The organism is Pseudonocardia sp. 2-7 (assembly GCF_056341085.1).
Genome location: NZ_CP094507.1, coordinates 640,998 through 662,316, shown reverse-complemented (window position 1 = coordinate 662,316; position 21,319 = coordinate 640,998). Strand labels below are relative to the sequence as shown.

At 75.1% G+C, this 21,319-nt stretch carries 28 protein-coding genes; 14 read left to right on the top strand and 14 right to left on the bottom strand.

Annotated elements, in window-relative coordinates:
- The first annotated feature begins 8 nt into the window (after window positions 1-8).
- On the top strand, window positions 9-329 hold the full coding sequence (locus MTO91_RS03370; RefSeq protein ID WP_476653764.1) for an acyl-CoA dehydrogenase family protein: 321 nt from the start codon (window positions 9-11) through the stop codon (window positions 327-329).
- Window positions 330-333: 4 nt separating this feature from the next.
- On the opposite strand, the gene MTO91_RS03365 is transcribed toward MTO91_RS03370, so the two are convergent.
- Window positions 334-1,725, bottom strand: coding sequence for a glycosyltransferase family 2 protein (locus tag MTO91_RS03365; RefSeq protein WP_476653763.1), 1,392 nt, complete (start codon window positions 1,723-1,725; stop codon window positions 334-336).
- Between the two features lie 207 nt (window positions 1,726-1,932).
- Between MTO91_RS03365 and MTO91_RS03360 the strand changes: the two genes are divergently transcribed.
- Both MTO91_RS03360 and MTO91_RS03355 read left to right on the top strand, forming a co-directional pair.
- Window positions 1,933-3,210, top strand: a complete 1,278-nt coding sequence (locus tag MTO91_RS03360; RefSeq protein ID WP_476653761.1) for a SulP family inorganic anion transporter — start codon at window positions 1,933-1,935, stop codon at window positions 3,208-3,210.
- Window positions 3,129-3,419, top strand: a complete 291-nt coding sequence (locus tag MTO91_RS03355) for an STAS domain-containing protein (protein ID WP_476653759.1) — start codon at window positions 3,129-3,131, stop codon at window positions 3,417-3,419. The genes MTO91_RS03360 and MTO91_RS03355 overlap by 82 nt, the downstream gene beginning before the upstream one ends.
- A gap of 10 nt (window positions 3,420-3,429) precedes the next feature.
- Here MTO91_RS03355 and MTO91_RS03350 read toward each other — a convergent pair whose 3' ends face one another.
- On the bottom strand, window positions 3,430-3,807 hold the full coding sequence (locus MTO91_RS03350) for a winged helix-turn-helix transcriptional regulator (RefSeq protein ID WP_062399957.1): 378 nt from the start codon (window positions 3,805-3,807) through the stop codon (window positions 3,430-3,432).
- 95 nt (window positions 3,808-3,902) lie between these two features.
- On the opposite strand from MTO91_RS03350, the gene MTO91_RS03345 reads away from it, so the two are divergent.
- Both MTO91_RS03345 and MTO91_RS03340 read left to right on the top strand, forming a co-directional pair.
- Window positions 3,903-4,730, top strand: coding sequence for an NmrA family NAD(P)-binding protein (locus tag MTO91_RS03345; RefSeq protein WP_346102855.1), 828 nt, complete (start codon window positions 3,903-3,905; stop codon window positions 4,728-4,730).
- Window positions 4,731-4,804: 74 nt separating this feature from the next.
- Window positions 4,805-5,161 (top strand): tetratricopeptide repeat protein, encoded by a 357-nt coding sequence (locus tag MTO91_RS03340; protein ID WP_476653758.1) that lies wholly within the window; start codon window positions 4,805-4,807, stop codon window positions 5,159-5,161.
- Here MTO91_RS03340 and MTO91_RS03335 read toward each other — a convergent pair.
- The 4 genes from MTO91_RS03335 to MTO91_RS03320 all read right to left on the bottom strand — a co-directional run bounded on the left by MTO91_RS03335 (window position 5,148) and on the right by MTO91_RS03320 (window position 9,361).
- Window positions 5,148-5,996 (bottom strand): HTTM domain-containing protein, encoded by an 849-nt coding sequence (locus tag MTO91_RS03335; protein ID WP_405419668.1) that lies wholly within the window; start codon window positions 5,994-5,996, stop codon window positions 5,148-5,150. The genes MTO91_RS03340 and MTO91_RS03335 overlap by 14 nt on opposite strands.
- Window positions 5,990-6,319, bottom strand: coding sequence for a hypothetical protein (locus MTO91_RS03330; RefSeq protein WP_476653756.1), 330 nt, complete (start codon window positions 6,317-6,319; stop codon window positions 5,990-5,992). Before MTO91_RS03330 ends, MTO91_RS03335 begins: the two co-directional genes overlap by 7 nt.
- 38 nt (window positions 6,320-6,357) lie before the next feature.
- On the bottom strand, window positions 6,358-7,827 hold the full coding sequence (locus tag MTO91_RS03325; RefSeq protein WP_476653755.1) for a glycoside hydrolase family 16 protein: 1,470 nt from the start codon (window positions 7,825-7,827) through the stop codon (window positions 6,358-6,360).
- A gap of 292 nt (window positions 7,828-8,119) precedes the next feature.
- Window positions 8,120-9,361: an MFS transporter gene (locus MTO91_RS03320; protein ID WP_476653754.1), complete on the bottom strand. Its 1,242-nt coding sequence runs from the start codon at window positions 9,359-9,361 to the stop codon at window positions 8,120-8,122.
- A gap of 114 nt (window positions 9,362-9,475) precedes the next feature.
- Here MTO91_RS03320 and MTO91_RS03315 point away from each other — a divergent pair, with 114 nt between their 5' ends.
- Window positions 9,476-10,675, top strand: a complete 1,200-nt coding sequence (locus tag MTO91_RS03315) for a class I SAM-dependent methyltransferase (RefSeq protein WP_476653752.1) — start codon at window positions 9,476-9,478, stop codon at window positions 10,673-10,675.
- Here the strand turns inward: MTO91_RS03315 and MTO91_RS03310 are convergent.
- Entirely contained in the window at window positions 10,672-11,112 is a 441-nt protein-coding gene (locus tag MTO91_RS03310) for a VOC family protein (RefSeq protein WP_073577832.1), read from the bottom strand. The genes MTO91_RS03315 and MTO91_RS03310 overlap by 4 nt on opposite strands.
- A gap of 193 nt (window positions 11,113-11,305) precedes the next feature.
- Here MTO91_RS03310 and MTO91_RS03305 point away from each other — a divergent pair, with 193 nt between their 5' ends.
- Window positions 11,306-12,319, top strand: a complete 1,014-nt coding sequence (locus MTO91_RS03305; protein WP_476653750.1) for an NAD(P)-dependent alcohol dehydrogenase — start codon at window positions 11,306-11,308, stop codon at window positions 12,317-12,319.
- Window positions 12,316-12,873, top strand: a complete 558-nt coding sequence (locus MTO91_RS03300) for a nucleoside/nucleotide kinase family protein (RefSeq protein WP_476653748.1) — start codon at window positions 12,316-12,318, stop codon at window positions 12,871-12,873. The genes MTO91_RS03305 and MTO91_RS03300 overlap by 4 nt, the downstream gene beginning before the upstream one ends.
- A gap of 50 nt (window positions 12,874-12,923) precedes the next feature.
- On the opposite strand, the gene MTO91_RS03295 is transcribed toward MTO91_RS03300, so the two are convergent.
- From MTO91_RS03295 to MTO91_RS03285, 3 genes are read right to left on the bottom strand one after another with little or no spacing between them, the layout of a single operon-like run.
- The gene (locus MTO91_RS03295; RefSeq protein ID WP_178374660.1) at window positions 12,924-13,667 is read right to left on the bottom strand and encodes a hypothetical protein; all 744 of its coding nucleotides are present in this window, start codon (window positions 13,665-13,667) and stop codon (window positions 12,924-12,926) included.
- Window positions 13,664-14,563, bottom strand: coding sequence for an ABC transporter ATP-binding protein (locus MTO91_RS03290; RefSeq protein ID WP_476653746.1), 900 nt, complete (start codon window positions 14,561-14,563; stop codon window positions 13,664-13,666). The genes MTO91_RS03295 and MTO91_RS03290 overlap by 4 nt, the downstream gene beginning before the upstream one ends.
- Complete coding sequence (locus MTO91_RS03285; RefSeq protein WP_208822236.1) at window positions 14,560-14,919, bottom strand: GntR family transcriptional regulator; 360 nt, start codon at window positions 14,917-14,919, stop codon at window positions 14,560-14,562. Before MTO91_RS03285 ends, MTO91_RS03290 begins: the two co-directional genes overlap by 4 nt.
- Before the next feature lie 122 nt (window positions 14,920-15,041).
- On the opposite strand from MTO91_RS03285, the gene MTO91_RS03280 reads away from it, so the two are divergent.
- The 5 genes from MTO91_RS03280 to MTO91_RS03260 all read left to right on the top strand — a co-directional run bounded on the left by MTO91_RS03280 (window position 15,042) and on the right by MTO91_RS03260 (window position 18,117).
- Entirely contained in the window at window positions 15,042-15,368 is a 327-nt protein-coding gene (locus tag MTO91_RS03280) for an ArsR/SmtB family transcription factor (RefSeq protein ID WP_476653744.1), read from the top strand.
- Window positions 15,365-15,865: an SRPBCC family protein gene (locus tag MTO91_RS03275; protein ID WP_405419690.1), complete on the top strand. Its 501-nt coding sequence runs from the start codon at window positions 15,365-15,367 to the stop codon at window positions 15,863-15,865. The genes MTO91_RS03280 and MTO91_RS03275 overlap by 4 nt, the downstream gene beginning before the upstream one ends.
- A gap of 42 nt (window positions 15,866-15,907) precedes the next feature.
- Window positions 15,908-16,855 (top strand): DMT family transporter, encoded by a 948-nt coding sequence (locus tag MTO91_RS03270; protein WP_476653743.1) that lies wholly within the window; start codon window positions 15,908-15,910, stop codon window positions 16,853-16,855.
- 289 nt (window positions 16,856-17,144) lie between these two features.
- Complete coding sequence (locus MTO91_RS03265; RefSeq protein WP_073577837.1) at window positions 17,145-17,333, top strand: hypothetical protein; 189 nt, start codon at window positions 17,145-17,147, stop codon at window positions 17,331-17,333.
- A gap of 100 nt (window positions 17,334-17,433) precedes the next feature.
- A complete protein-coding gene (locus MTO91_RS03260) occupies window positions 17,434-18,117 on the top strand; it encodes a TetR/AcrR family transcriptional regulator (protein WP_476653741.1) in 684 nt (227 codons plus the stop codon).
- A 36-nt stretch (window positions 18,118-18,153) separates the two neighbouring features.
- Here MTO91_RS03260 and MTO91_RS03255 read toward each other — a convergent pair whose 3' ends face one another.
- From MTO91_RS03255 to MTO91_RS03240, 4 genes are all read right to left on the bottom strand, one after another.
- A complete protein-coding gene (locus MTO91_RS03255; RefSeq protein ID WP_476653739.1) occupies window positions 18,154-18,870 on the bottom strand; it encodes a hypothetical protein in 717 nt (238 codons plus the stop codon).
- Window positions 18,867-19,727, bottom strand: a complete 861-nt coding sequence (locus tag MTO91_RS03250) for an ATP-binding cassette domain-containing protein (RefSeq protein ID WP_476653737.1) — start codon at window positions 19,725-19,727, stop codon at window positions 18,867-18,869. Before MTO91_RS03250 ends, MTO91_RS03255 begins: the two co-directional genes overlap by 4 nt.
- 188 nt (window positions 19,728-19,915) lie before the next feature.
- Entirely contained in the window at window positions 19,916-20,548 is a 633-nt protein-coding gene (locus MTO91_RS03245) for a DedA family protein (RefSeq protein WP_346102827.1), read from the bottom strand.
- Window positions 20,549-20,600: 52 nt separating this feature from the next.
- Window positions 20,601-20,735, bottom strand: coding sequence for a hypothetical protein (locus tag MTO91_RS03240; protein ID WP_476653735.1), 135 nt, complete (start codon window positions 20,733-20,735; stop codon window positions 20,601-20,603).
- 222 nt (window positions 20,736-20,957) lie between these two features.
- Here MTO91_RS03240 and MTO91_RS03235 point away from each other — a divergent pair, with 222 nt between their 5' ends.
- Window positions 20,958-21,317, top strand: coding sequence for a DUF1330 domain-containing protein (locus tag MTO91_RS03235; protein ID WP_208824631.1), 360 nt, complete (start codon window positions 20,958-20,960; stop codon window positions 21,315-21,317).
- Window positions 21,318-21,319 lie beyond the last annotated feature (2 nt).

Here is a 21,319-nt window from a genome sequence, read left to right as displayed (position 1 = left end):
ACCGACGATTGCGGTCAGGTGAAGGCCCTGCGGTAGGTCTCACGCAGCTCGCGCTTGAGGATCTTGCCGCTCGGGTTGCGCGGGAGCGCCTCCACGACGACGAGGCCCCCGCGGGTGCGCTGTTCCCGCGCGAGGCGTCGATGGCCAAGCTCAAGGCCACCGAACTCGCCAAGCACCTGTCCCTGGAGGGGATGCAGATGCTCGGCGGCTACGGCTACGCCACCGAGTACGGCATGGAGCGGCTGCTCCGCCAGAGCGTCGTCTCGACGGTGTACGGCGGGACCAGCGAGATCCAGCGCGACATCATCGGGAAGTCCTACGGGCTGTAGCGGCTCAGGCCGCGGAGTTCCGGGCGAGCTCGGCGGCCCCGCGGTCGTCGCCGGCCTCGGCCTCGGCCTGCCGGTCGGGACGCGGAGCCGGGACGGCCGTCGGGCCGACGTGGGCGCCGGCCCCGGTCCGGACCCGCGCGGCCTCGGCGGCGCGCCGGATGTGCGCCGGGACGAGCGCCGAGCGCGCGGGCAGCAGCATCGGCGGGACCGCGCCACCGTTGCGCCGCACCTCGCGGGACCGCTGCAGGTAGGCCCAGCCGCCGCGGGCGATCCGGCCGCCGCGCTCCAGCAGTCCGCTGTCGGGCATCGCGTCGCCGGCGCCTGCCTCGCGGTCGGAGATGTGGCGCAGCCGGGCGACCGCCGCCGGGAGCCGGCGCAGCGCGACCGACCGGCCCTGCGGCGACAGCGCCACCTTCGCCAGGAAACTGCCCAACCCGATCGCGTAGCCCTCGAGCTGGGTGTTCAGCGCGGCCTGGTCGGGGCGGTGGTGGTGCCACAGGTAGGCGCCCGGGGCGTAGCCGAGGACGTTGCCGGCCAGGATCATGCGGACCAGGAACTCGCAGTCCTCGCCGCCGTGGGTGGGGGTGCCCGGGCCCATGGCCTCGTCGAAGCCGCCGACGGCGCGGGCGGCCCCGGCCCGCACGGCGAGGTTGGCGCCGATGCCGAACAGGCCGGGTGCGAACGGGAAGATCGGGGAGTCCGCGGGGGGCTCGGCGAGGGTGAACCGGCGCGGGGTGAAGCCCTTGTTCCAGGCCAGGGCGACGTCGGCGGCGCGCTCCTCGGGGCTGCCCAGGCGGGCGGCCAGTACCGGGCCGGAGACGCAGGCGAGCTCGGGGTCCGCGGCGAAGGCGCCGGCGATGCGCGAGGCCCAGGCGGGGTCGACCTCGGTGTCGTCGTCGGTGAAGGCGACGATCTCGGTGCGGGCCTCGGCCAGGCCCCGGTTGCGCCCGATGGACGCACCGCGCCGCGGCTCGCGGACGTAGCGGACGCGGTCGGAACCCGCGGCCCGCACGGCCACCTCGGTCCGCTCGTCGTCCGGGTCGTTGTCCACGACGACGACCGACAGCGCCGGGTGGTCGGAGGCGAGGACCGCGCGCAGGCAGCGGGCCAGCGACTCGGGCCGGTTGCGGGTCGCGACGACCACGGTGACCGGGTCGGCCGCGGACGGCGCGACGGCGACGGTGCCGGCCGCGGGCAGCGCGGCGACGGCGAGCGAGAGCTCCGCGGCGGTCGCGCGCCCGGCGCGCAGCGGCACGGTGACCTGACCCTGCGGGGTGCCACCGACGGTGACCAGCAGCCGGGCGGCGGCGAACCGCCGGTCGACCTCGAGGTCGCGGGCCGGGGCGAGCCGGTCGAGCTCACCCACCCAGGTCGGTACGTCGGGAGTCATGGCCATGGACCCCATCGTGCTCACCGTCGCTGTGACGACGCTGAGATCGGCCTGTGGGACAACGGAGTGTGGGGCGCGCCACCCCGGACGGGATCCGGGCACCGCACCGCAGACCCTCCCCCCGCGTGAGAGTACGGTCGGGCCGTTCGCGCGCTCCCGCCGCCGTGGCCCGCGGCCCCGCCCCTCCCCCGACGTGAAAGCGACCGTCGTATCGTGCCCCGCTCCGCCCTGCCCGACCTCGCCACGCTGCGTGCGCGCTGGACGCCCCGCCTGGTGCGCACCGAGGTGCTCGCCGGACTCGTCGTCGCGCTCGCCCTGATCCCCGAGGCCATCGCGTTCTCGATCATCGCCGGGGTGGACCCCCGGGTCGGCCTGTACGCCTCGTTCACCATGGCCGTGGTCATCGCGGTCTGCGGCGGGCGACCGGCGATGATCTCGGCCGCCACCGGCGCGATCGCGCTGGTCGTGGCCCCGCTGTCGCGGGAGTACGGCGTCGAGTACCTGTTCGCCGCGGTCGTGCTCGGCGGGGTGCTGCAGATCGCGCTGGCCGCCGCGGGCGTCGCGCGGCTGATGCGCTTCCTGCCACGCAGCGTGATGGTCGGCTTCGTCAACGCACTCGCGATCCTGATCTTCACCTCGCAGGTGCCCCAGCTGGTCGGCGTGCCCTGGGCGGTCTACCCGCTGGTCGCCGTCGGCCTGGTGGTCATCGTCGGGCTGCCGCGGCTGACCCGCGTCGTCCCGGCACCGCTGGTCGCCATCGTCGGGCTGACCGTGGTCACGGTGACGGCCGCGGTCGCCGTGCCGACCGTCGGCGACCAGGGCGCGCTGCCGGACACGGTGCCGCTCCCGCACCTTCCCGCGGTGCCGCTGACGTGGGAGACGCTGCGGATCGTCGCGCCCTACGCGCTCGGCGTCGCGCTGGTCGGGCTGATCGAGTCGCTGATGACCGCACGCCTGGTCGACGACATCACGCAGACCGGCTCGGACAAGACCCGCGAGTCGTGGGGCCAGGGCGTCGCGAACATCGTCACCGGCTTCACCGGCGGCATGGGCGGCTGCGCGATGATCGGCCAGACGATGATCAACGTGAAGGCGTCCGGGGCCAGGACGCGGCTGTCCACGTTCCTGGCGGGGGTGTTCCTGCTGGTCCTCGTGGTCGCACTCGGCGACGTCGTCGCACTGATCCCGATGGCCGCCCTGGTCGCGGTGATGGTCATGGTGTCGGTCGGGACGTTCGACTGGCACAGCATCCGTCCGGCGACGCTGCGCCGGATGCCGCGCAGCGAGACGGCGGTGATGCTGACGACCGTCGTGGTCACCGTCGGCACCCACAACCTCGCCTTCGGCGTGGGCGCCGGCGTGCTCGTCGCTCGGTGCTGTTCGCGAACCGGGTGTCACGGCTGGTCGGGGTGGACCGCACCGTCGACGACGGCGGGGCGGTCGTCTACCGCGTCACCGGCCAGCTGTTCTTCGCCTCCAGCAGCGAGCTGAGCACGGCGTTCGCCCCCGACGGGGACCCCGACGAGGTGACCGTCGACCTGTCCGGCGCGCACGTGTGGGACGCCTCGACCGTCGCCGTCCTCGACGACCTGCGGCGCCGCTACGCGCGGTCCGGCCGCACGCTCGTCGTCACCGGGATGAACGACGACAGCCGCGACCGCCACGAGCGGCTCGCCGGGCACCTGGGCGGCGGGCACTGACCACCGGGACCTAGGCCCGCTCGCGTGCCGCCAGCACCTCGGGGATCCGGTCCTCGATCCAGCCGACGAGGCCGGCGAGGTGGCCGGTCACGCCGTGGCCGAGCTCGGTCAGGCCGTAGCTGACCTGCGGCGGGGTGGTCGCGGCGACCTCGCGGTGCACGAAGCCGTCGCCCTCCAGGGTGCGCAGGGTCTGGGCCAGCATCTTCTCGCTGATCCCGCCGACGGCGCGCCGCAGCGCGGAGAAGCGGTGGTCCTCGCGGGACAGGACGACGAGCACGAGGACCGCCCACTTCGACGTCACGTGGTCGAGGACCGACCGCGAGGGGCAGCTGCTGTCGAACGCGTCACCCGAGAACAGGCCCGTGGGCCGTTCCACCTGCGTGCTCACCGTCCACCCACCTACTTACCAGAAGGTACGTACTTACCGAACGTAAGTCTATCCGGCAGTGTCGGCACCGTCCACGACGAGATGGGGAGACAGCGATGATCATCGTGACCGGGGCGAGCGGGAAGCTGGGCGGCGCGGCCGTGCGGGCGCTGCTGGAGACCGTGCCGGCGGAGCAGGTGGGCGTCCTCGCCCGGTCCGCGGAGAAGGTGGCCGACCTGGCCGCGGCCGGGGTCCGGGTGCACGTCGGCGACTACGAGGACCCGGCCTCGCTGAAGGCGGCGTTCACCGGCGCCGACGGGCTGCTGTTCGTGTCCGGCTCCGACGTGACCCCCGGGGTGCGCGAGCGCCAGCACGGCAACGTGGTCCGCGCCGCCGCCGACGCGGGCGTCGGCCACGTCGTCTACACCAGCGCCATCGGCGCGGACCGGCCCGGCGCGCCCGCGTTCCTCGCCGACCACACCTTCACCGAGGAACTGCTGCGCGACTCCGGACTGCCGGCGACGCCGCTGCGCAACACCTTCTACTCGGACATGTTCGTCAACCCGGGCGTGGTCGCCACCGCGCTGGAGGCCGGGGAGACGGTCGCCGCGGACGGCGGCCGGGCGCTCAACACCGCCACGATCGCGGACCTCGCGCGGGCCGCCGCCGTCGTCGTGGCCGGGGGGCCGCAGGAGCACGCCGGGCGCGCCTACGAGCTGCGCGGACCGCTGTGGACCTACGACGAGCTGGCAGCGACGATCGCCGCGGAGTCCGGCCGGCCGGTGTCGCACCGCCGGGTACCGCTCGACCAGGGCCCGGCGCCGGCCTTCATCGGCGAGTTCGTCTCGTCGGGGATGTTCGCCGAGCCGTCGGAGGACCTCGCGACGCTGCTCGGCCGCCCGGCGACCGGGATGCCCGAACTGGTCCGCGCCGCCCTGGCCTGAGCCGGGAACAGAACACCCGGCGCCGCGGTTGTGGTTGACGTATCAACCGAACGGGCCGGAAGGAGGCCGCACCGATGAGGATCGACGCGCTGTCCTGGATGACCGGGACGGAGGCAGGGCCTGCCGACCGGTGGGAGCACGCCGGGTTCCTGTTCGACTCCGGCGACCCCGCGGGGGCCGCGACGGTGCTCGCCGAGCTCGTCGCCGAGCAGCCCGAGGCCGCCGCGGTCCGGCTGCTGCTGGCCCGCGCGTACTACCACTCCGCGCAGCTGGGCCGGGCCGAGACCGAGCTCCGCGAGCTGGTGCGCCGCGAGCCGGCCGACGGGTACGCCCACCTGCTCCTCGGGCGCACCCTGCAGCGCCGTTCGCGCCACGACGAGGCCGCGCCGCACCTGCGGCTGGCCGAGGCGATGGGCGTCAGCGCCGGGTGACTGTGCTCGGCAGCGCCGGTTCCGACCGGCGCTGCCGGGGCACCACCACCGCGCCGGGGACCGGGACGCGGTCCGCGAACAGCAGGTAGCCACCGCAGGTGAGGGTGGCGAACAGCCCGAGCTCGACCGCGGCGTGCAGCCCGTCGGAGAGCATCGCGATCATGCCGAGGTGCAGCCCGGTCCCGGCGACGACGGCGACCGGCCGCAGCCGCGAGGACCACAGCCCGAACGCGACGAACAGCTCGGTGAGCACCGCGCCGAACGCCATCGGCACCAGGAACACCGGCGTCAGCATCCCCGCCGGGACCAGCACCGAGTCCCACGTCCAGGACGCCAGCCCGTTGCCGGACAGGAAGTCCGGACGGATCTTCGAGATCGCGGCGTAGAAGTAGACGATCGTGATCTGCGCCCGCAGCACCAGCACCGGCGCCGCCCACACCCGGTCGGCGCCGTGTCCGCGCCGGGACCGGAGCGACCAGGCCGCGTCGCAGTCGGAGAACGACAGCAGCACCGCCGCGGTGAACAGCAGGTAGGTGTGGTTGGAGTAGTAGCCCGCACCCCAGACGAAGCCGGCGGTGCACAGCCCGACCAGCAGGGCCGCCGCCCGCGCGTTCCACCCCACGACGACGGCCAGCGCCGCCAGGCCCATCACCGCGCCGAGCGCGAGCCAGACCGGGGCGGGCAGCACCGGGCCGACCCCGAACAGCGGCCCGGCCCGGGTCCCGAGCAGCGGGCTCGCGCCGAGCTCGACGGCCTTCAGCCCGGCGACGAGCCCGACCAGGATCCGGTACCCGGCCAGCGGGCGGGCGGGGAGCGTGTCGGGGAGCCTCAGCACGGCTGCTCCCACTCCGGGGCGCCGTCCCGGGTCCGTGACACCGAGACGAGGTCCGGGATCGCCGCGCACAGCAGCCCCGGGACCGTGGCTCCGTAGTGGACGGTCCGCTGCGGCCACGGCAGGGCCCCGGTGTCGAGGGCGCGGGACGCGCCGTCAGGGGTCCGTCCGGTGTAGGCGTACTCCGTCGACGACGCGACGAACATGCTCCAGGAGTAGCGACGCGGCGGCTCGGTGGTGGCCAGGCCGACCGCGGGGATCGCGACCTCCAGGGCCACGACGCCCGCGAGCAGCCACCCCGCGGTCCTGCGTGTAAGAAGCGGCACGTCCACTCATCGCCCCGCAACGGTCCGGCGTTAGCCGGTCACTTCCCGTCGAGGGAGTAGATCCGGACCCAGTCCACCTCGTACGTCGCCGGCTGCATGTTGCCGCCGAAGAAGTTGTCGAGCTGGATCGTCAGGTGCCCGCTGGGCATGTCCTGGATGTTCTTGCGGCCGGGCCGGGCACCGCCGGAGAAGGAGAACCACTCCTTGCCGTCGATGAAGCCCTTCACGTGGTCGGGCGTCCACTCGACGGCGACGTTGTGCCACTCGCTCAGCGGTGCGCCGCAGTTCTTCTCCTTGGCGTACTCCTGCTGGACCGCGCCGCGGCCGTGCGGGTAGTGGATGAACGCCTCGGCGCACTGCTCGCCGGGCGCGCCGTTCTCGAGGAAGTCGTACTCGCCGTCCTGGGGCCAGCGGTCCGACTGCGGCCAGATGATCAGCAGCGGGTGGTACTGCCTGCCGTTGTCCGGGCCGGTGGCCTCGGAGCGGACGCGGGCCTCCCAGCGGCCGTACTGCTGATTGAACTTCGACGAGATCCACGCCGAGTCGCCGTTGCGCAGCCCGGTCTGGACCAGCTTGCCGTCCTTCACCGTGGACCGGCTGGCACAGCGGCCGCCGTTGCCCGCGTGACCGGGCCAGCACTCGCCCGCCTGGTTCCACTTCGCCGGGTCGGGCGGTCCGGTGTAGTCGAACTCGTCCGACGCCGGCAGCGGCGCGCCCCAGCCGTAGCGCTCGCCCGCGCTGGTGGCGCCGGGGCGGGGCGTGCTCTGGTCGGCCGGTCGGGCCGAGGGGTCGGCGGGCGCGGCGGGCGCGGCCGCGGGGTCGGTCGGCGTCTCGACGGGGGTGTCCGCGGGGTCGACGGGTTTCTCCTCCGGGTCGGTGGGCTTCTCGGGAGCGGCAGGGTCCGTCCCCGTGCCGGCGGGCTCCGTCCCGGCGTCGGCGGGTGCGGGCGCCGGGTCGGCCGGGGTCTCCCCAGTATCCGCCGGCTTCTCGGCAGGCCCGCCCGGTGTCCCCGCGGGAGCAGCGGGCTCGTCCGCGGGAGCGGCGGGGCCTCCTGCGGGACCGGCGGGCTTCTCCGCGGGAGCGGCCGGTCCGGCCGCGGGACCGCCGGGCTCGTCCACGGGCGGCGCCGGGTCGGCTGCGGGACCGGCGGGCTTCTCGGCGGGGGCGACCGGTGTCGTGGGTCCGTCCGCGGGGCCGGACGGCCCGGTGGCGGCCGGGCGGGCCGGTCCGGCGTCACCGGAGCCCTCGGCCCCGCGGACGGCGTCCGTCCCCGTCTCCGCGGGCCGGGCGGCCGGGGCGGCACCAGAGCCCCCGGCGGCCTCCGACGACGACCGCAGAGCGGAGTCGGTCGGGAACGCCGCGGCGCCCGACGGGGTGGTCGCCGGCCCGGCGAGCACGCTCGGTGCCTCCGGGGCCGCGGCCTGCGCGACGGCGCCGGGCACCGTGGGTGCCGCGGCCGCGGACACGGCCGCACCGTCGGCGAGAGCCAGGACCCCTCCGGTGAACATGACAGCACTCACCGTCACCACCGCCGCCGCGCTCATCACCGTACGTCGTGCCAGTCCGCGCCTCATGGCTTCGTTCCCGTCCCCATCCGTGTCCGGCTTGTCCGATATCCACGACGCTAGAAGCACCCTGTGCACACCAGCCACACCCGCCACCCGTCGGTGGGGTGAGGTCACCCCGGAGGAGGTCACCCGAACCGGCGGCCCGCTATAACGGGTGGGATCCGGGTGACGATCGGGACCAGCGGGACGGAGCGACCGGCCCTCGTGTCACCCCGGCGGGCGACGCCCCAGGTCAGGACCGGGACGGGAGGGTCTCCGGCGCCCGCCACCAGACGAGCGCCGCGACCAGCGACAGCACCCCGGTCACGGCGAACGCCGGCCCGTACCCCCAGACCTCGGCGAGCGCACCGGCCACCAGCGGCCCGGCGATCGCACCGAGATCGGCCGCCATCTGGAAGCCCGCCAGCACCGAGCCGCCCCGGGCGCGCTCCCCGATGACGTCGGCGACGGCCGCGTTGAGCGGCGGGTTCACCAGTCCGCTGCCGAGCCCCGCGACGAGCGAGAGCACCAGGAACGCCCAGGGGTCGAGCACCCAGCCGAGGACGGCCGTCGACGCGCCCGACACCGCGAGGCCGGCGATCAGCGGGAGCCTGCGACCGGAGCGGTCGGCGAGACGTCCGGCCAGCAGCAGGGTCGCCGCGTTCCCGGCCGCGAACACCGACAACGCGATGCCGCCGAACGCGTCCTCGCGCCCCAGCGCCTCGACCACCACCAGCGGGACCAGCGCGATGCGGACGCCGAACACCGCCCAGCCGTTCGCGAAGTTCCCCACCAGCGACGCCCGGTAGGCACGGTGGCGCACGGCGTCGCGGAACCGGGTGCGCGGCGGGGGCGCCTCGTCGGCCGGGCCCTCCGGCCGGCGCAGCAGCGGGCCGCCCACGACGATCACCAGCACCAGCAGCGCCGCGTAGATCAGGAACGGGGCGCGTACGTCGATCGCGGCGAGGGTGCCGCCGAGCAGCGGCCCGGCGATGTTGCCGAGCAGGAACCCGGTCGCCCACAGGCTCGTCGCGCGGCCCCGCAGGTGCGGCGGGGACAGCCGCACGAGCAGCGACACCGCCGAGATCGTGAACATCGTCGAGCCGACGCCCGCGACCAGGCGCAACGCGATCAGCTGCCAGTACGCCGTCGCGAAGGCCAGACCGGCCGTCGTCACGGCGACGACGGCGAGCCCGGCGACGAACACCCGCAGCTCCCCCAACCGGCCGACGACCGTGCCGGAGAGCGGGGCGAACACCAGCCGCGAGAAGGCGAACACGCTGATCACGGCGGCGGCCGCGGTCACCCCGACGTCGAACGAGCGCGCGAACGCCGGCAGCACCGGCGCGACCAGCCCGAACCCGATGGCGATCGCGAACGCCGACCCGACCAGCACGCCGATCTCGCGGGGCAGCGCCGTCGCACCCAGCACCGTGGGGGGCGCGGGCACCGGTGCGCCGGGTACGGCAGGGTCGCGGCCGTCGTGCTCGACCACGTGGCCCTCCGCTCCGCTGTCCCGGCCGACGACCGTACGCCCGCCGGTCCGCGGCGGCCGACGCCGGTGCGGGCGCACGACGGTGCCGGGGACGGCGCCGTGGACACTGTCGTCGTGGACGACGATCCGATCGCCCGGCTGGAGCGGCTCGCCGGGCCGGAGGGGACGGCGCTGCTGGAGCGGCTCGCCGTCGCCGACCGGGACGGTGACGCCGCGCTCCGGCTGGGGACCGCGCTGCGCCGTGAGCACGACGCCGGGCTGGTCGCCGACGCGATGGCCCAGGCCGGGCTGCGGGATCGGGCTGCCCGCAAGTTCGCACGGGCCGCGCGGATGTGGTTCACGCGCGACGGGCTGGAGCAGGCGTCGTCGGAGGTGATCGCGCGACACCGGGCCGCCCGATTCGCCGGGCGCGCGGTCGTCGACCTGTGCTGCGGGATCGGCGGCGACCTGGTCTCGCTGGTCGCGGCGGGCCACGAGGTCACCGGCGTCGACCTGGATCCGGTGCACCTGTGGATGGCCGACCGCAACGCGGCCGTGCACGGCGGCTCGGCCCGGACGGTGCGGTGCGACGTGCGCGACGCCGACCTGTCCGGCACCGACGGCGTGTTCGTCGACCCGGCCCGGCGCACCGGCGGTGGCCGGATGCGGACCGGCGAGTCCGAGCCGCCGTTGGGCTGGTGCCTGGAGCTGGAGCGGCGGGCCGGCGCGGTCGGGATCAAGGCGGCACCGGGGATCGGCCACGACACCGTCCCGCCGGGCTGGGAGATCGAGTTCCTCGCGCTCGGACGCGAGCTGAAGGAGGCCTGCGCCTGGTCCCCCGCGCTGGCCCGCGCCCGCACGCGCGCCACCGTCGTCGACGACGACGGCGTGCACGAACTGCAGGGCGAGCCGGACCCGCCGGACGGGGACACCGGGATCGCGGTCGGCGAACCGGGCGTCTGGCTGCTCGACCCGAACCCGGCCGTCACCCGGGCCGGACTGGTCTCCGCGCTGGCCCGGGCCACCGGCACCGCCCGGATCGACCCGCGGATCGCCTTCCTCACCGGCGACGACGAGCCCCCGGCCACGCCGTTCGCGCGGCCGCTGCGGGTGCTCGACTCCCGTCCGTGGGACCAGAAGCGGCTACCCCGGCTGCTGCGCGAGCTCGACGTCGGCGCGGTCGACGTGCGGCGCCGCGGCCTGGCCGGTGACGTCGAGGCGATCGCCCGGAAGCTGCGCGGCCGCGGGTCGCGGCACGCCACCGTGGTGATGACCCGGGTCGACGACCGGCCGTGGGGCCTGGTCTGCGTGGACCCCCGCCGGGGCAGCTCCTAACCGCGGCCGGGGAAGTGGATGAACTCCAGCGCGATGCCGTCCGGGTCGCGGAACTCCAGCGTCGCGTAGCCGGTCGGGTCGGTCCGGTCGACGACACCGCCGTGCGGCACCGTGAGGCTGTCCAGCCAGGCGGCCCAGGCGTCGAGGGTCGCGCGGTCGGCGACGCCGAACGCCAGGTGGTCGAGCGCGCCGCGGGGGCCGCCGCCGTCGCCGTCGGCCGGGGCGTGCAGCTCGATCATCACTCCGGTCACGACGTCGAGGAGCAGCGCCGCCTTCTCCGACGAGCCGTCGGCGGCGTCGTGGTGCGGGAAGGTCATCGGCAGCCGTTGCAGCCCGAGGACGCGCTGGTACCAGAGCGCACTGGACTCCACGTCGGTCACGGCCGCCGCCACGTGGTGGAAGCCGGTGACCGCCGGTCGTTCGATGGCCGAGCCCATGGGCGTCCTTCTCGTCGCCGGCCGCCCGCGGGGCGGCCGGTCCTCCCTCTCGTCGCGGAGCAGTACACCACCGGCGGACCTCCCGGGGGCGGACGACGTCCGCCGGAATGATCGACCGTGCGCGCACCGGTACGTCCGGCGCGGTCGGCGCACCGCGTTGCCCGGCCCGGCCGCGCGTGCCACCGTCGTGCCCGTGACGACGATCGCCGAGGTGCCGGAGTCGATGCGGTGCAGCGTGCTGCGTGCCGCCGGTGAGCTGGAGGTGCAGCAGCGACCCGTCCCCCGGCCCGGCCCCCGGGAGGTGCTGGTGCGGGTGGCGGCGGTCGGCACCTGCGGCTCCGACGTGCACTACTTCCGGCACGGCCGGATCGGCGACTTCGTGCTGCGCGAGCCGATGGTCCTCGGGCACGAGCCGTCGGGGCTGATCGTGGGTGTCGGGGAGGGCGTCGACGCGGGGCGGATCGGCGAGCGCGTCTCGCTGGAGCCGGGAGTGCCCTGCCGTCGCTGCCGGTACTGCCACACCGGCGCCTACAACCTGTGCCCGGACATGGTGTTCTTCGCGACCCCGCCGGTCGACGGCGCGTTCGCCGAGTACGTGACGATCGCCGACGACTTCGCCCACCCCGTCCCCGAGCACGTCTCCGACGACGCCGCCGCGCTGCTCGAACCGCTGTCGGTCGCGCTGTGGGCGAACCACAGGGCGGGCACCGGGGTCGGGTCGCGGGTGCTCGTCGCCGGGGCGGGGCCGATCGGGCTGCTCGTCGCGCAGGTGGCGGCGGTGCAGGGTGCCGCCGAGATCGTCGTCAGCGATCCGGACCCGGCGCGGGCAGCGCTGGCCCGCGACTTCGGCGCGACCGACGTCGTCGCGCCGGGCGCCGATGTGTCCGGTGTGGACGCCTTCGTCGACTGCTCCGGGGTGCCGGCCGCGGTGCTGGGCGGGCTGCCCGCGGTCCGGCCGGGAGGCGCCGCGGTGCTGGTCGGGATGGGTGCCGACGAGATGACGCTGCCGGTGTCGATGCTGCAGTCGCGCGAGATCACCCTGACCGGCACCTTCCGGTACGCCAACACCTGGCCGACGGCGGTGCGCCTGGCCGCGACGGGCGCGGTGGACCTGGACCGGCTGGTGACCGGGCACGTCGACCTCGACCACGTCGGCGACGCCCTGTCCCCCGACGCGTCGCAGGTCAAGGTGGTCGTCCGGCCGTGAGGACGGTCGCGGACCGGGACTGGACCGACACGGTCGCCCGGCTCGTGCACGCCGCCCCCGCCGGGCCCGCCGGGAACCGGCTGGTCACCGTGGACGGGTTCTCCGGGGCCGGGAAGTCCACCCGGGCCCGCGCGCTCGCCGACCGGCTCGGGGCCCCGCTGCTCGAGATCGAGGACCTCTGCCCCGGCTGGGACGGACTGCCCCGGGTCCCGGCGCTGGCCCGGCGCGGGATCGGTGACCCGCTGGCGGCCGGTACGACCCTGCGCTGGACGTCGTGGGACTGGGTGCGCGAACGGCCGGGACCGGAACGCACGCTGGCGCCGTCGGCCGTCGTCGTGCTGGAGGGGTGCGGGAGCGGCGCGGCCGAGCTGGCGCCGGTGACCTCGCTGGCGATCTGGGTGGAGGCGTCGGCGGACGAGCGGGAGCGGCGGCTGCACGGGCGGGCGGACTGGCCGGGCTACGCCCCGTACCGCGACGGCTGGCGGCGCGCCGAACAGGAGCTGGCCCGCTCCGGTGGTGCACCGGAACGGGCCGATCTCGTACTGGACGGCTGAGGGCCCGGCACCACCCCCCACGAGGGTGCCGGGCCCCGCCGGGTCCTCCGTCAGGGAGTCGCGCGGCGCAGCACCAGGTACCCGGCCCCCGCCGCGACCGCGGCGAGGATCAGCGGGTAGCCGGCGAGCAGCGCCCACGTCGGCGTCTCGACGAAGAACCGGCCGAACGCCCCCCAGGCGTCCTGCCAGGTCAGGAGCACGACACCGGCGGCGACCACCAGCACGGGCACCAGGGCCGCGCCCCAGACCCCGAGCTGTCCCCAGCGCCGGAACACCGCACCGAACAGCACGAACACCAGTCCGATCGTCAGCAGCGGCACCCAGTACACGAGCACCTGGGTGACCGGGTTCGACTGGCCCATGAAGCCCATCTCGAAGAACTGGACCCGCAGGCCCCAGCCGTCGGTGGCCCGTTCGACGGCCAGCAGCACGCTGAGCCCGATCGCGCTGACCAGGGTCTCGGCGGCCACCAGCAGGACGGTGCCGAGGTAGAAGTGCCGTCGCGTGATGCCCAGGCTCAGCGCGAACGGCATCACCTGGGTCATCAGCGCGAGGTAGGTGCTGCCGAGGATGAAGAAGAACGACGTCAGCGCGCCGGTGTACCCGGTCTCCACATCTCCGCCGTTGCTCCTCACGACCCACCAGATGGTCTGGTGCAGCACGAAGACGACGGCCAGGATCAGCCAGGCCATCCCGAACCGGCGGCCCCAGTTGACCGTGCCCATCCGGATCGCGGCACGCACCCGGGCGGATGTGCTCTCGACCGGGCTGCGGTCGGCGGTGACGGCGGTCATGACAGGACCTCCTGGGCGACGCCGACGCCCGGCGCCGCGTTCATCTGGGTCGTACGGACGACGAGCTGCTGCAGCGAGACCGGCTCGAACTGCAGGTTCGGCTCGGAGGTGCGGGCCGGCGCGACCCCGGCGAGGGTGACGCGCAGGAAGCCGCCGAGGCGCTCCCGGTGCAGCTCGGTGTGGCCGCGGGCGAACCGCTCGACCGACTCGGTCGGCCCGGAGACGGTGACGGCGCGGCCGCGCAACGCCTCGGCCTCCTCGTCGATGAGCACGCGGCCCCGGTCGATCAGGACGACGTGCTCGATCAGGTCGGAGACCTCGTCGATCAGGTGCGTCGAGAGCACGACGGTGCGCGGGTGCTCGGCGAAGTCGGCGAGCAGGTGGTCGTAGAACATCTGCCGGGCGACGGCGTCGAGGCCCAGGTAGGGCTCGTCGAAGAAGGTCAGCGGGGCCCGCGAGGCCAGCCCGATGACCACCCCGACCGCGGACTGCTGACCGCGGGAGAGCTTCTTGCAGCTCCGGGACGCCGGCAGCGAGAACTCCCCGACGAGCCGGTCGGCGAAGGCCTGGTCCCACTGCGGGTACACGCTCGCGGCGGCCCGGAGCGCGTGGTGGACCCGGTACTCGTCCGGGTACTTCAGCGACTCGCGGATGAAGCAGGTGCGGGCGAGCATCCGGGCGTTCTCGTAGGGCTGCTCGCCGAAGATCTCGGCGCGCCCGGAGGTCGCGAAGTTCTGTGCGGTGAGGATCTGCATCGCGGTGGTCTTGCCGGCGCCGTTGCGACCGAGCAGCCCGTGGATGCGGTTCTCCTCCAGCGCGAACGTCACGTCGTCGAGCGCGGTCACGTCGCCGTAGCGCTTCGTGACGCCGTGCATGGCGATCACGTCGGTGCTCATCGGTCGTCCCCCCAGACGTCGATCATCTTCTTGAGCTGCTCGGGGTCGATACCGAGCTTGCGGGCCTCGGTGACCAGCGGAGCGATGTACTGCCGGGCGAAGTCCTCGCGGCGGCTGTCCAGCAGCCGGGACCGTGCCCCCTCGGCGACGAACATGCCGATCCCCCGTCTCTTGTAGAGCACGCCCTGCGTGACCAGCTGGTTGAGGCCCTTCGCCGCGGTGGCCGGGTTGATCCGGTGGAAAGCGGCGAGCTCGTTGCTGGACGGCACCTGGGTCTCCTCCGGATAGGTCCCGTCCACCACCGCGGACGCGATGTCCTCCGCGATCTGCGCGAACAGCGGGCGTCCGTCGTCGATCACGGCGACCTCCCGGTGCCGTAGTGCAGTGGTTCATTAGTCATGTAATGAACCATAGCGGCGAGGAACCGATCCGTCCAGCGGACTACTATTTTCGGTCCGGGTTATATAAACTCCGAGTTGTGGAAGCGTTCGACGTGCTGGGCGACCCCGTCCGGCGGCGCATCCTCGAGCTCCTCGCCGGGGGCGAGCGGACGGCAGGGCGGGTGACCGAGGTCGTCCGCGCCGAGTTCGGGATATCGCAGCCGGCCGTCTCCCGGCACCTGCGCGTGTTGCGGGACAACGGGTTCGCCACCGTCCGGGCGGAGGGGACCCGGCGGCTCTACGCGGTCGACCCGTCCGGGCCTGCCGCGGCCGAGCAGTGGCTGGCCGGGCTGCGCGGCTTCTGGGCGCAGCAGCTCGACGCGCTCGACACCGAACTGGCCCGTGGATCGAGGAGGAACCCGTGACCGATACCGGAAGCCGTGCCGGGGAGGTGGTCCGCGGCGCCGACGGGCGTGCCGTGCTGCGGTTCCGCCGCGTCCACGACGAACCCGTCGCCGACGTCTGGTCGGCGGTCACCGACCCGGACCGCTGCGCGCGGTGGTTCGGGCGGTGGAGCGGCGACGGGCGTCCCGGCGGCACCGTCGAGCTCGTCCTGACCAGCGACGAGGACGGCGGCGGCGCCCCGTCCACCGTGCTCGTCCGGGACTGCGAGCCCCCGCACCGGCTGGTCGTCGACATCCGGGAGGGCGGCGAGCCGTGGGAGCTGTCGGTGACGCTCACCCCGGACGGCGGGGGCACCGTGCTCGTGTTCGAGCAGGTGCTGCCCGACGGGTTCTCCCCGGCCGACGCCGGCCCGGGCTGGCACTGGTACCTCGACCGGCTCGCCGCAGTCCTGGCCGGGGCGCCGATGCCGGACTGGGAGGCGACCCTCGCGGCGACTGCACCGTACTACCGGGGCTGAATTCGGTGCGGGCCGAAACGTCGGGCGCCTAGCGTCGTCGCCGTGACGGGAACAGGGATGCGGGTCGCCGCGGCGGCCGGGGTGACCGTGCTGGCGTGGGCGTCGGCGTTCGTGGCGATCCGGGCCGTGGGGCCGGCGTTCGGCGCCGGTGCCCTCGCGCTCGGACGACTGGCGGTCGGCGGGGCCGCGCTCACACTCGCGGTGCTGGCATCGCGGTCCTGGGTGCGGCCGACCGTGCGGGAGTGGCTGCTGATGGTGGTGTGCGGGGTGAGCTGGTTCGCGGTGTACAACGTCGCGCTGAACGCGGCCGAGGAACGCCTCGACGCCGGGACCGCGGCGATGCTGGTGAACGTCGGACCGATCCTCATCGCGCTCTCCGCCGGCGTCGTGCTGCGGGAGGGCTTCCCGCGCCCGCTGCTGGCGGGCGCCGGGATCGGGTTCGCGGGGGCCGTGCTGATCGGGTTCGCCACCTCGGGCGACGGCTCGGCCGGCGCCGGGGGCCCGGTGGGCGCGCTGCTGTGCCTGCTGGCCGCCGCGACCTGGACGATCGGGGTGCTCGCCCAGAAACCCGTGCTCCGGCGCCTGCCCGCGGTGCAGGTCACCCAGGTCGCCTGTGTGGTCGGAGCGGTCGCCACGCTGCCGTGGGCCGGCGACCTGGTCGACGCTCTCGGCACGGCGTCCGCACCGGAGATCGCCGGGATGGTCTACCTCGGGCTCGTCCCGACGGCGCTCGCGTTCGGGACCTGGGCGTACGCGCTGTCGCGGATCGACGCGGGACAGCTCGGCGTCACCACCTACCTCGTCCCGACCCTGGTGGTGCTCATGGCGTGGCCGGTACTCGGGGAGCTGCCGCCGCCGCTGGCGCTGCTCGGCGGCGTGCTCGCACTGACGGGGGTGGCGCTGTCCCGCTACCGGGGGCGGACGGCGCGGGAGAGCCGGGTCGCGGCGGGCGGGGTGCCGGGGCCCGGCGGGGACCGGGGCCCGCGGTGACCGGCGGTCCCGGCACGGACGGCGTCCGCGGCTCGGGGGGCCCGCTCGACCCGGCCGCCCTCGCCGTCCCGCAGCCCCGACGCTGCGGGCCTCGCGCGCCGCAGCCAGGCTCGCCTCCGCCCGGATCTGCTACGACCACCTTGCGGGCGCCCTGGGTGTCGCGCTCTTCGAAGGGCTCGTCGCCGACGACCTGCTCGCGACCGGGGACGGTCTCGCCCTCACCCCCGCCGGCCGGCTGTGGTTCGCCGGGCTCGCCGGGCCGGACGCGCTCGCCCGCCGCGGCCGCCCGGTGGTGCGGGCGTGCCTGGACTGGACCGAGCGCCGCCACCACCTCGCGGGCACGGCGGGCGCGGTGCTGTGCCGGACCCTGTTCGACCGCGGCTGGGTCGAGCGCGGCCGCGACCGGCGGTCCGTGCGCCTCACGGCGTCCGGTCGCAGCGCCCTGCCGGCGCTGGTCGGGGTGGCGCTGCCGGACTGACGGTCGCGGAGACCGACCGGGACGACGTCGACAGAACGAGATCACCGCTCGTGGATCAGCACAGCGCTCGGGGAACAGACCGATGCTCTACCGTGGCCAGGTGAACGCCTCCCGCACCGCCCGCGAGCGGGCCCGCGCCGAGCTCGTCGCCGAGATCACCGCGGCGGCCCGGCGGCAGCTGGCCGAGACCGGCGCGGCCGCGCTGTCCATGCGCGCGGTGTCCCGCGAGATCGGGATGGTGTCCTCGGCGCTGCACCGCTACTTCCCCACCCGCGACGACCTGCTCACGGCCCTGATCGTGCAGAGCTACGACGGGCTCGCCGACGCCCTCTGCGTGGCCGACCCCGGCACCGGCCCGGCGGAGCACTGGCGGGGCATCGCGCGGGCCCTGCGCGGCTGGGCGCTGGCCCATCCGCACGAGTACGCACTGATCTACGGCTCCCCCGTACCCGGCTACCGCGCGCCGACCGACACCGTCCCCGTCGCGGCCCGGGTCCTGGAGCCGCTGGCCCGTGCCCTGGCCGCCGCGCACGCCGCGGGCACGCTCGCCGAGGCACCCGAACCGGACCCCGCACTCGCCGCCGACGCCGACCGCGTCCGCGCCGCGCTGGACCTGCCGGACCTGTCCGACGGGGCCGTGCTCGCCGCCCTCACCGCCTGGACCGGGCTGTTCGGGCACCTGTCCTTCGAGCTGTTCGGCCAGTTCGAGAACGCCGTCGACGCCCGCGACGCCCTGTTCGCGGGCACCGTCGAACGCCTCGGCCGGGTCGCGGGCCTGATCTGAGGACGGACCCGGGGCGGTGCAGGGCGGAGCAGCAGGTCAGCGGCGCAGACGGCCGACCCGCCGGCCGAGACGTGCGCCCAGCTCGCGCAGCCCGCCGTCCTGCTCGACCCGGACCACCAGCGCCGTCGCCGCCACCGCCACCAGCAGCGCGACGACCAGGTCGCCGAACGGGCCCACCCCGAGCCGCCCGCTCCCCAGGGCCGCGGCCGCGGTCCCGACCGGCGGCAGCCACGACTGCGTCCCGGTCACCACGAGCACGACCAGCGCACCGATCAGCGCGACGCCCTCGTTGCGGACCACCGGCCGGGAGAACACCGACCCCACCGCGGCGCCGGTGATCCCGCAGGCCAGGTGCGCGAGCAGCCCGTCGAGCAGGCTCCCGGTCGTCGCCGTGCCCCAGGCCGCGACCACGCCCCACACCACGGCGAGCAGCCCGAGCACCGCCACGCCCGCCGTGGCGGCGATCAGCACGCCGGCCGCGACCGGCCAGGGGCCGCCCGCGGCGGACAGGGTGACGGTGCGGGCGTCGTCGTCCTCGGACTCGGCCAGCGCGTGCGCCAGCCAGGCCCCGACCGGGTAGAGCAGCAGCGCGCTGGCCGCCCACGGCGCGGGCAACGGGCCGGGCGCGCCGCCGAACAGCACGGCGAGGGCGCCGGCGTAGAGCACCAGCGGGGCGACGAAGCGTTCGGTGCGGCCGACGTCCTCGCCCAACAGCATCGCCACGGCGAACGCCGAGCGCACCCGCCGCCTCACCGGCCGCCCTCCGGAGGACCCGGGCGGACCGGCCGCACCGAACGGACCGCGCAGCCCGCGGCGAGCGCGGCCGCCAACCAGGCGTCGCTCTCGGGGGCGGGGACCCGCACGGTGAACCGGCCCGGCGCCGCACCCTCGACGCGGGCGGGCGGCAGCACCCGTTCCAGCAGCGGGCGGGGGTCTCCCGCACAGGCCATGTCCAGGCGCATCATCGCCCCGGGCGGCGGCGCGGTCGGCAACGGCACGGAGTCCGGGTCGGAGGCGGTCGCGATCCGGCCCTCGCGCAGCCGGTGCAGGCGGGCGCCGGGCAGACCGGCCGCGGTACCGGTGTGGTCGGTCAGCAGGGTCGGGGCGGCGCGGGCGGTGAGCAGCCGGGTCAGGGCGTCCGCGGCGTCGTCGTCGAGACCGTTCCAGGGTTCGTCGAGCACGAGCACGCCGGGCTCGCAGGCCAGCGCCTGCACCAGCCCGACCTTGCGGGCGTTGCCGGTCGACAGGTCGGCCATCGGCTCGTCGTCGTCGCCGTCGTACCCGAGCTCGGTCAGCAGCACCTCGGCGCGGTCGGCGGCGTCGTCGACGTCGACGCCGCGCACCCGGGCGATGTGGTCGAGCCAGCGTCGCGGGGTCAGCTTGCGGGCGGCCGGGAACCGGTCGGGCAGGTAGCCGACGACCTCGGGGACGTCCTCCACCTCGCCCGCGGTCGGGGCGAGTGCACCGGCGGCGACCCGCAGCAGCGTGGACTTGCCCGCCCCGTTGCCTCCCCGCACGACGGTCGGCACGGCAGGGTCGACGTCGAGGTCGGCACCGCGCAGGGCGACCGTCCCCGACGGGTGGGTGTGGTGGATCCCGACCAGGCGCACCCGACCACCTCCACCGCTCGTCGCCGCCCGTGCGTGACGATCAGGTTCGCACAGCGGCGCGGGCCCGAGGCCCGGCGGTGGCCCGGCGGTGGCCCGGCGGTGGCCCGGCGGTACGGCCCGTGGCGGGACCGGTACGCAGGGTTGTCGTGATCACCCGTCCGGCGCAGCCGGACGTCGGCTCGGCGCGTTCAGCCGGTCCCGGTCGACACCCCGGCGTCGCGGTGGCGACGCTGCCGGAGTTTCCGCACGACCAGCCACACGATCGCCGCCGCGCCGAGCACGGCGACGACCTTGCTGATCGGCGACACGTAGACCTCGATGACCTCCCAGCGCTCGCCGAGCACGTATCCGAGGGAGACGAACAGCGCGTTCCAGACACCGCTGCCGAGCGCGGACAGCGCGGTGAACCGCAGCAGCGGCATCCGGGCGATCCCGGCCGGGATCGAGATCAGGCTGCGCACGATCGGGATGCAGCGCCCCCCGAGGACGAACCAGTTCCCCCACCGCTCGAACAGCGCGAGCCCCTTCTCCAGGTCCTTCTGGCTGGAGACGACGAACCAGCGACGCCCGCAGAGCCGGTGCACCCGCTCGAACCCGAGCCAGTGGCCCAGCGCGTAGAGGACCAGCGCCCCGGCGACGGCTCCCATCGTGGCCGCCGCCCAGACCGCGACCGGGTCCATCGCGCCGGTCGAGGCGCGGAAGCCACCCAGCGGGAGGATCACCTCCGACGGGATCGGCGGGACCACGTTCTCCAGGAAGATCAGCAACCCGATGCCGGCGGCGCCGAGCCGGTCCACGATGTCGAACACCCACTGCGTCACGCACACCATGGTGCCCGAGGATCAGGTCATCCGGTTGGTCCGGTTCGACCGGTCAGGGCAGGCGGAACTGGATCCGCTCGATCGACGAGCAGAGCGGGGCGAACAACTCGCGACGGATCCGGTTGTGCTCGTCGTCGGCGTCGTAGACGCGGTAGGACTCCTCGTCGGGCAGGTCGAGGGTGAGCACGAAGTGCGCGTTGCCCTCGCGCAGCCCCAGGTCCAGGCCGGCCTTCAGGTCGAGGTCGAGGCCCTCGACGCGCAGGTCGCGCAGCGCCTGGAGGCCCTTCTTCGATCCCGGCCGGGTCCACGCCGTCCTTCAGCCGGCCGACCACCACGTTGCGGATCATGTACCGGGCTCCTTCCGTCGTCGTCGGGTACCGCCCCCGGAGATCGACCCTAGACTCGGCCGATGGCAGTGAACCCGTCCGGCGCGGACATGAAGGCCTTCCTCGCCGAGGACCCCGACCAGCCGGTCGTGATGCTGAACCTGCTGCGCTTCGCCGAGGGCGGCGAGGCCCGCTACGACGACTACGTCACCCACTTCCGGGCCACCGCCGCCCGGTTCGGCGCCGAGGTCGTCTACTTCGGGCGCGGGCTGGCACCGGTCGTCGCCGAGCCGGGCCAGGAGTGGGACGCGGTGCTCCTGGTGTCCTACCCGAGCCGGCGGGCCTTCTCCGAGATGGTCCGCGACCCCGGCTACCAGGAGGGGACCCACATCCGGACCGAGGCACTGGTCGAGGCGACGCTGCAGCCCACCGTGCCCCGCTGAGC

Coding starts and splice junctions, on each gene's coding strand:
- MTO91_RS03365 (WP_476653763.1), bottom strand. CDS start 1,725: ATGGCCATGACTCCCGACGTACCGACCTGGGTGGGTGAGCTCGACCGG.
- MTO91_RS03345 (WP_346102855.1), top strand. CDS start 3,903: ATGATCATCGTGACCGGGGCGAGCGGGAAGCTGGGCGGCGCGGCCGTG.
- MTO91_RS03340 (WP_476653758.1), top strand. CDS start 4,805: ATGAGGATCGACGCGCTGTCCTGGATGACCGGGACGGAGGCAGGGCCT.
- MTO91_RS03325 (WP_476653755.1), bottom strand. CDS start 7,827: ATGTTCACCGGAGGGGTCCTGGCTCTCGCCGACGGTGCGGCCGTGTCC.
- MTO91_RS03310 (WP_073577832.1), bottom strand. CDS start 11,112: ATGGGCTCGGCCATCGAACGACCGGCGGTCACCGGCTTCCACCACGTG.
- MTO91_RS03295 (WP_178374660.1), bottom strand. CDS start 13,667: ATGACCGCCGTCACCGCCGACCGCAGCCCGGTCGAGAGCACATCCGCC.
- MTO91_RS03290 (WP_476653746.1), bottom strand. CDS start 14,563: ATGAGCACCGACGTGATCGCCATGCACGGCGTCACGAAGCGCTACGGC.
- MTO91_RS03235 (WP_208824631.1), top strand. CDS start 20,958: ATGGCAGTGAACCCGTCCGGCGCGGACATGAAGGCCTTCCTCGCCGAG.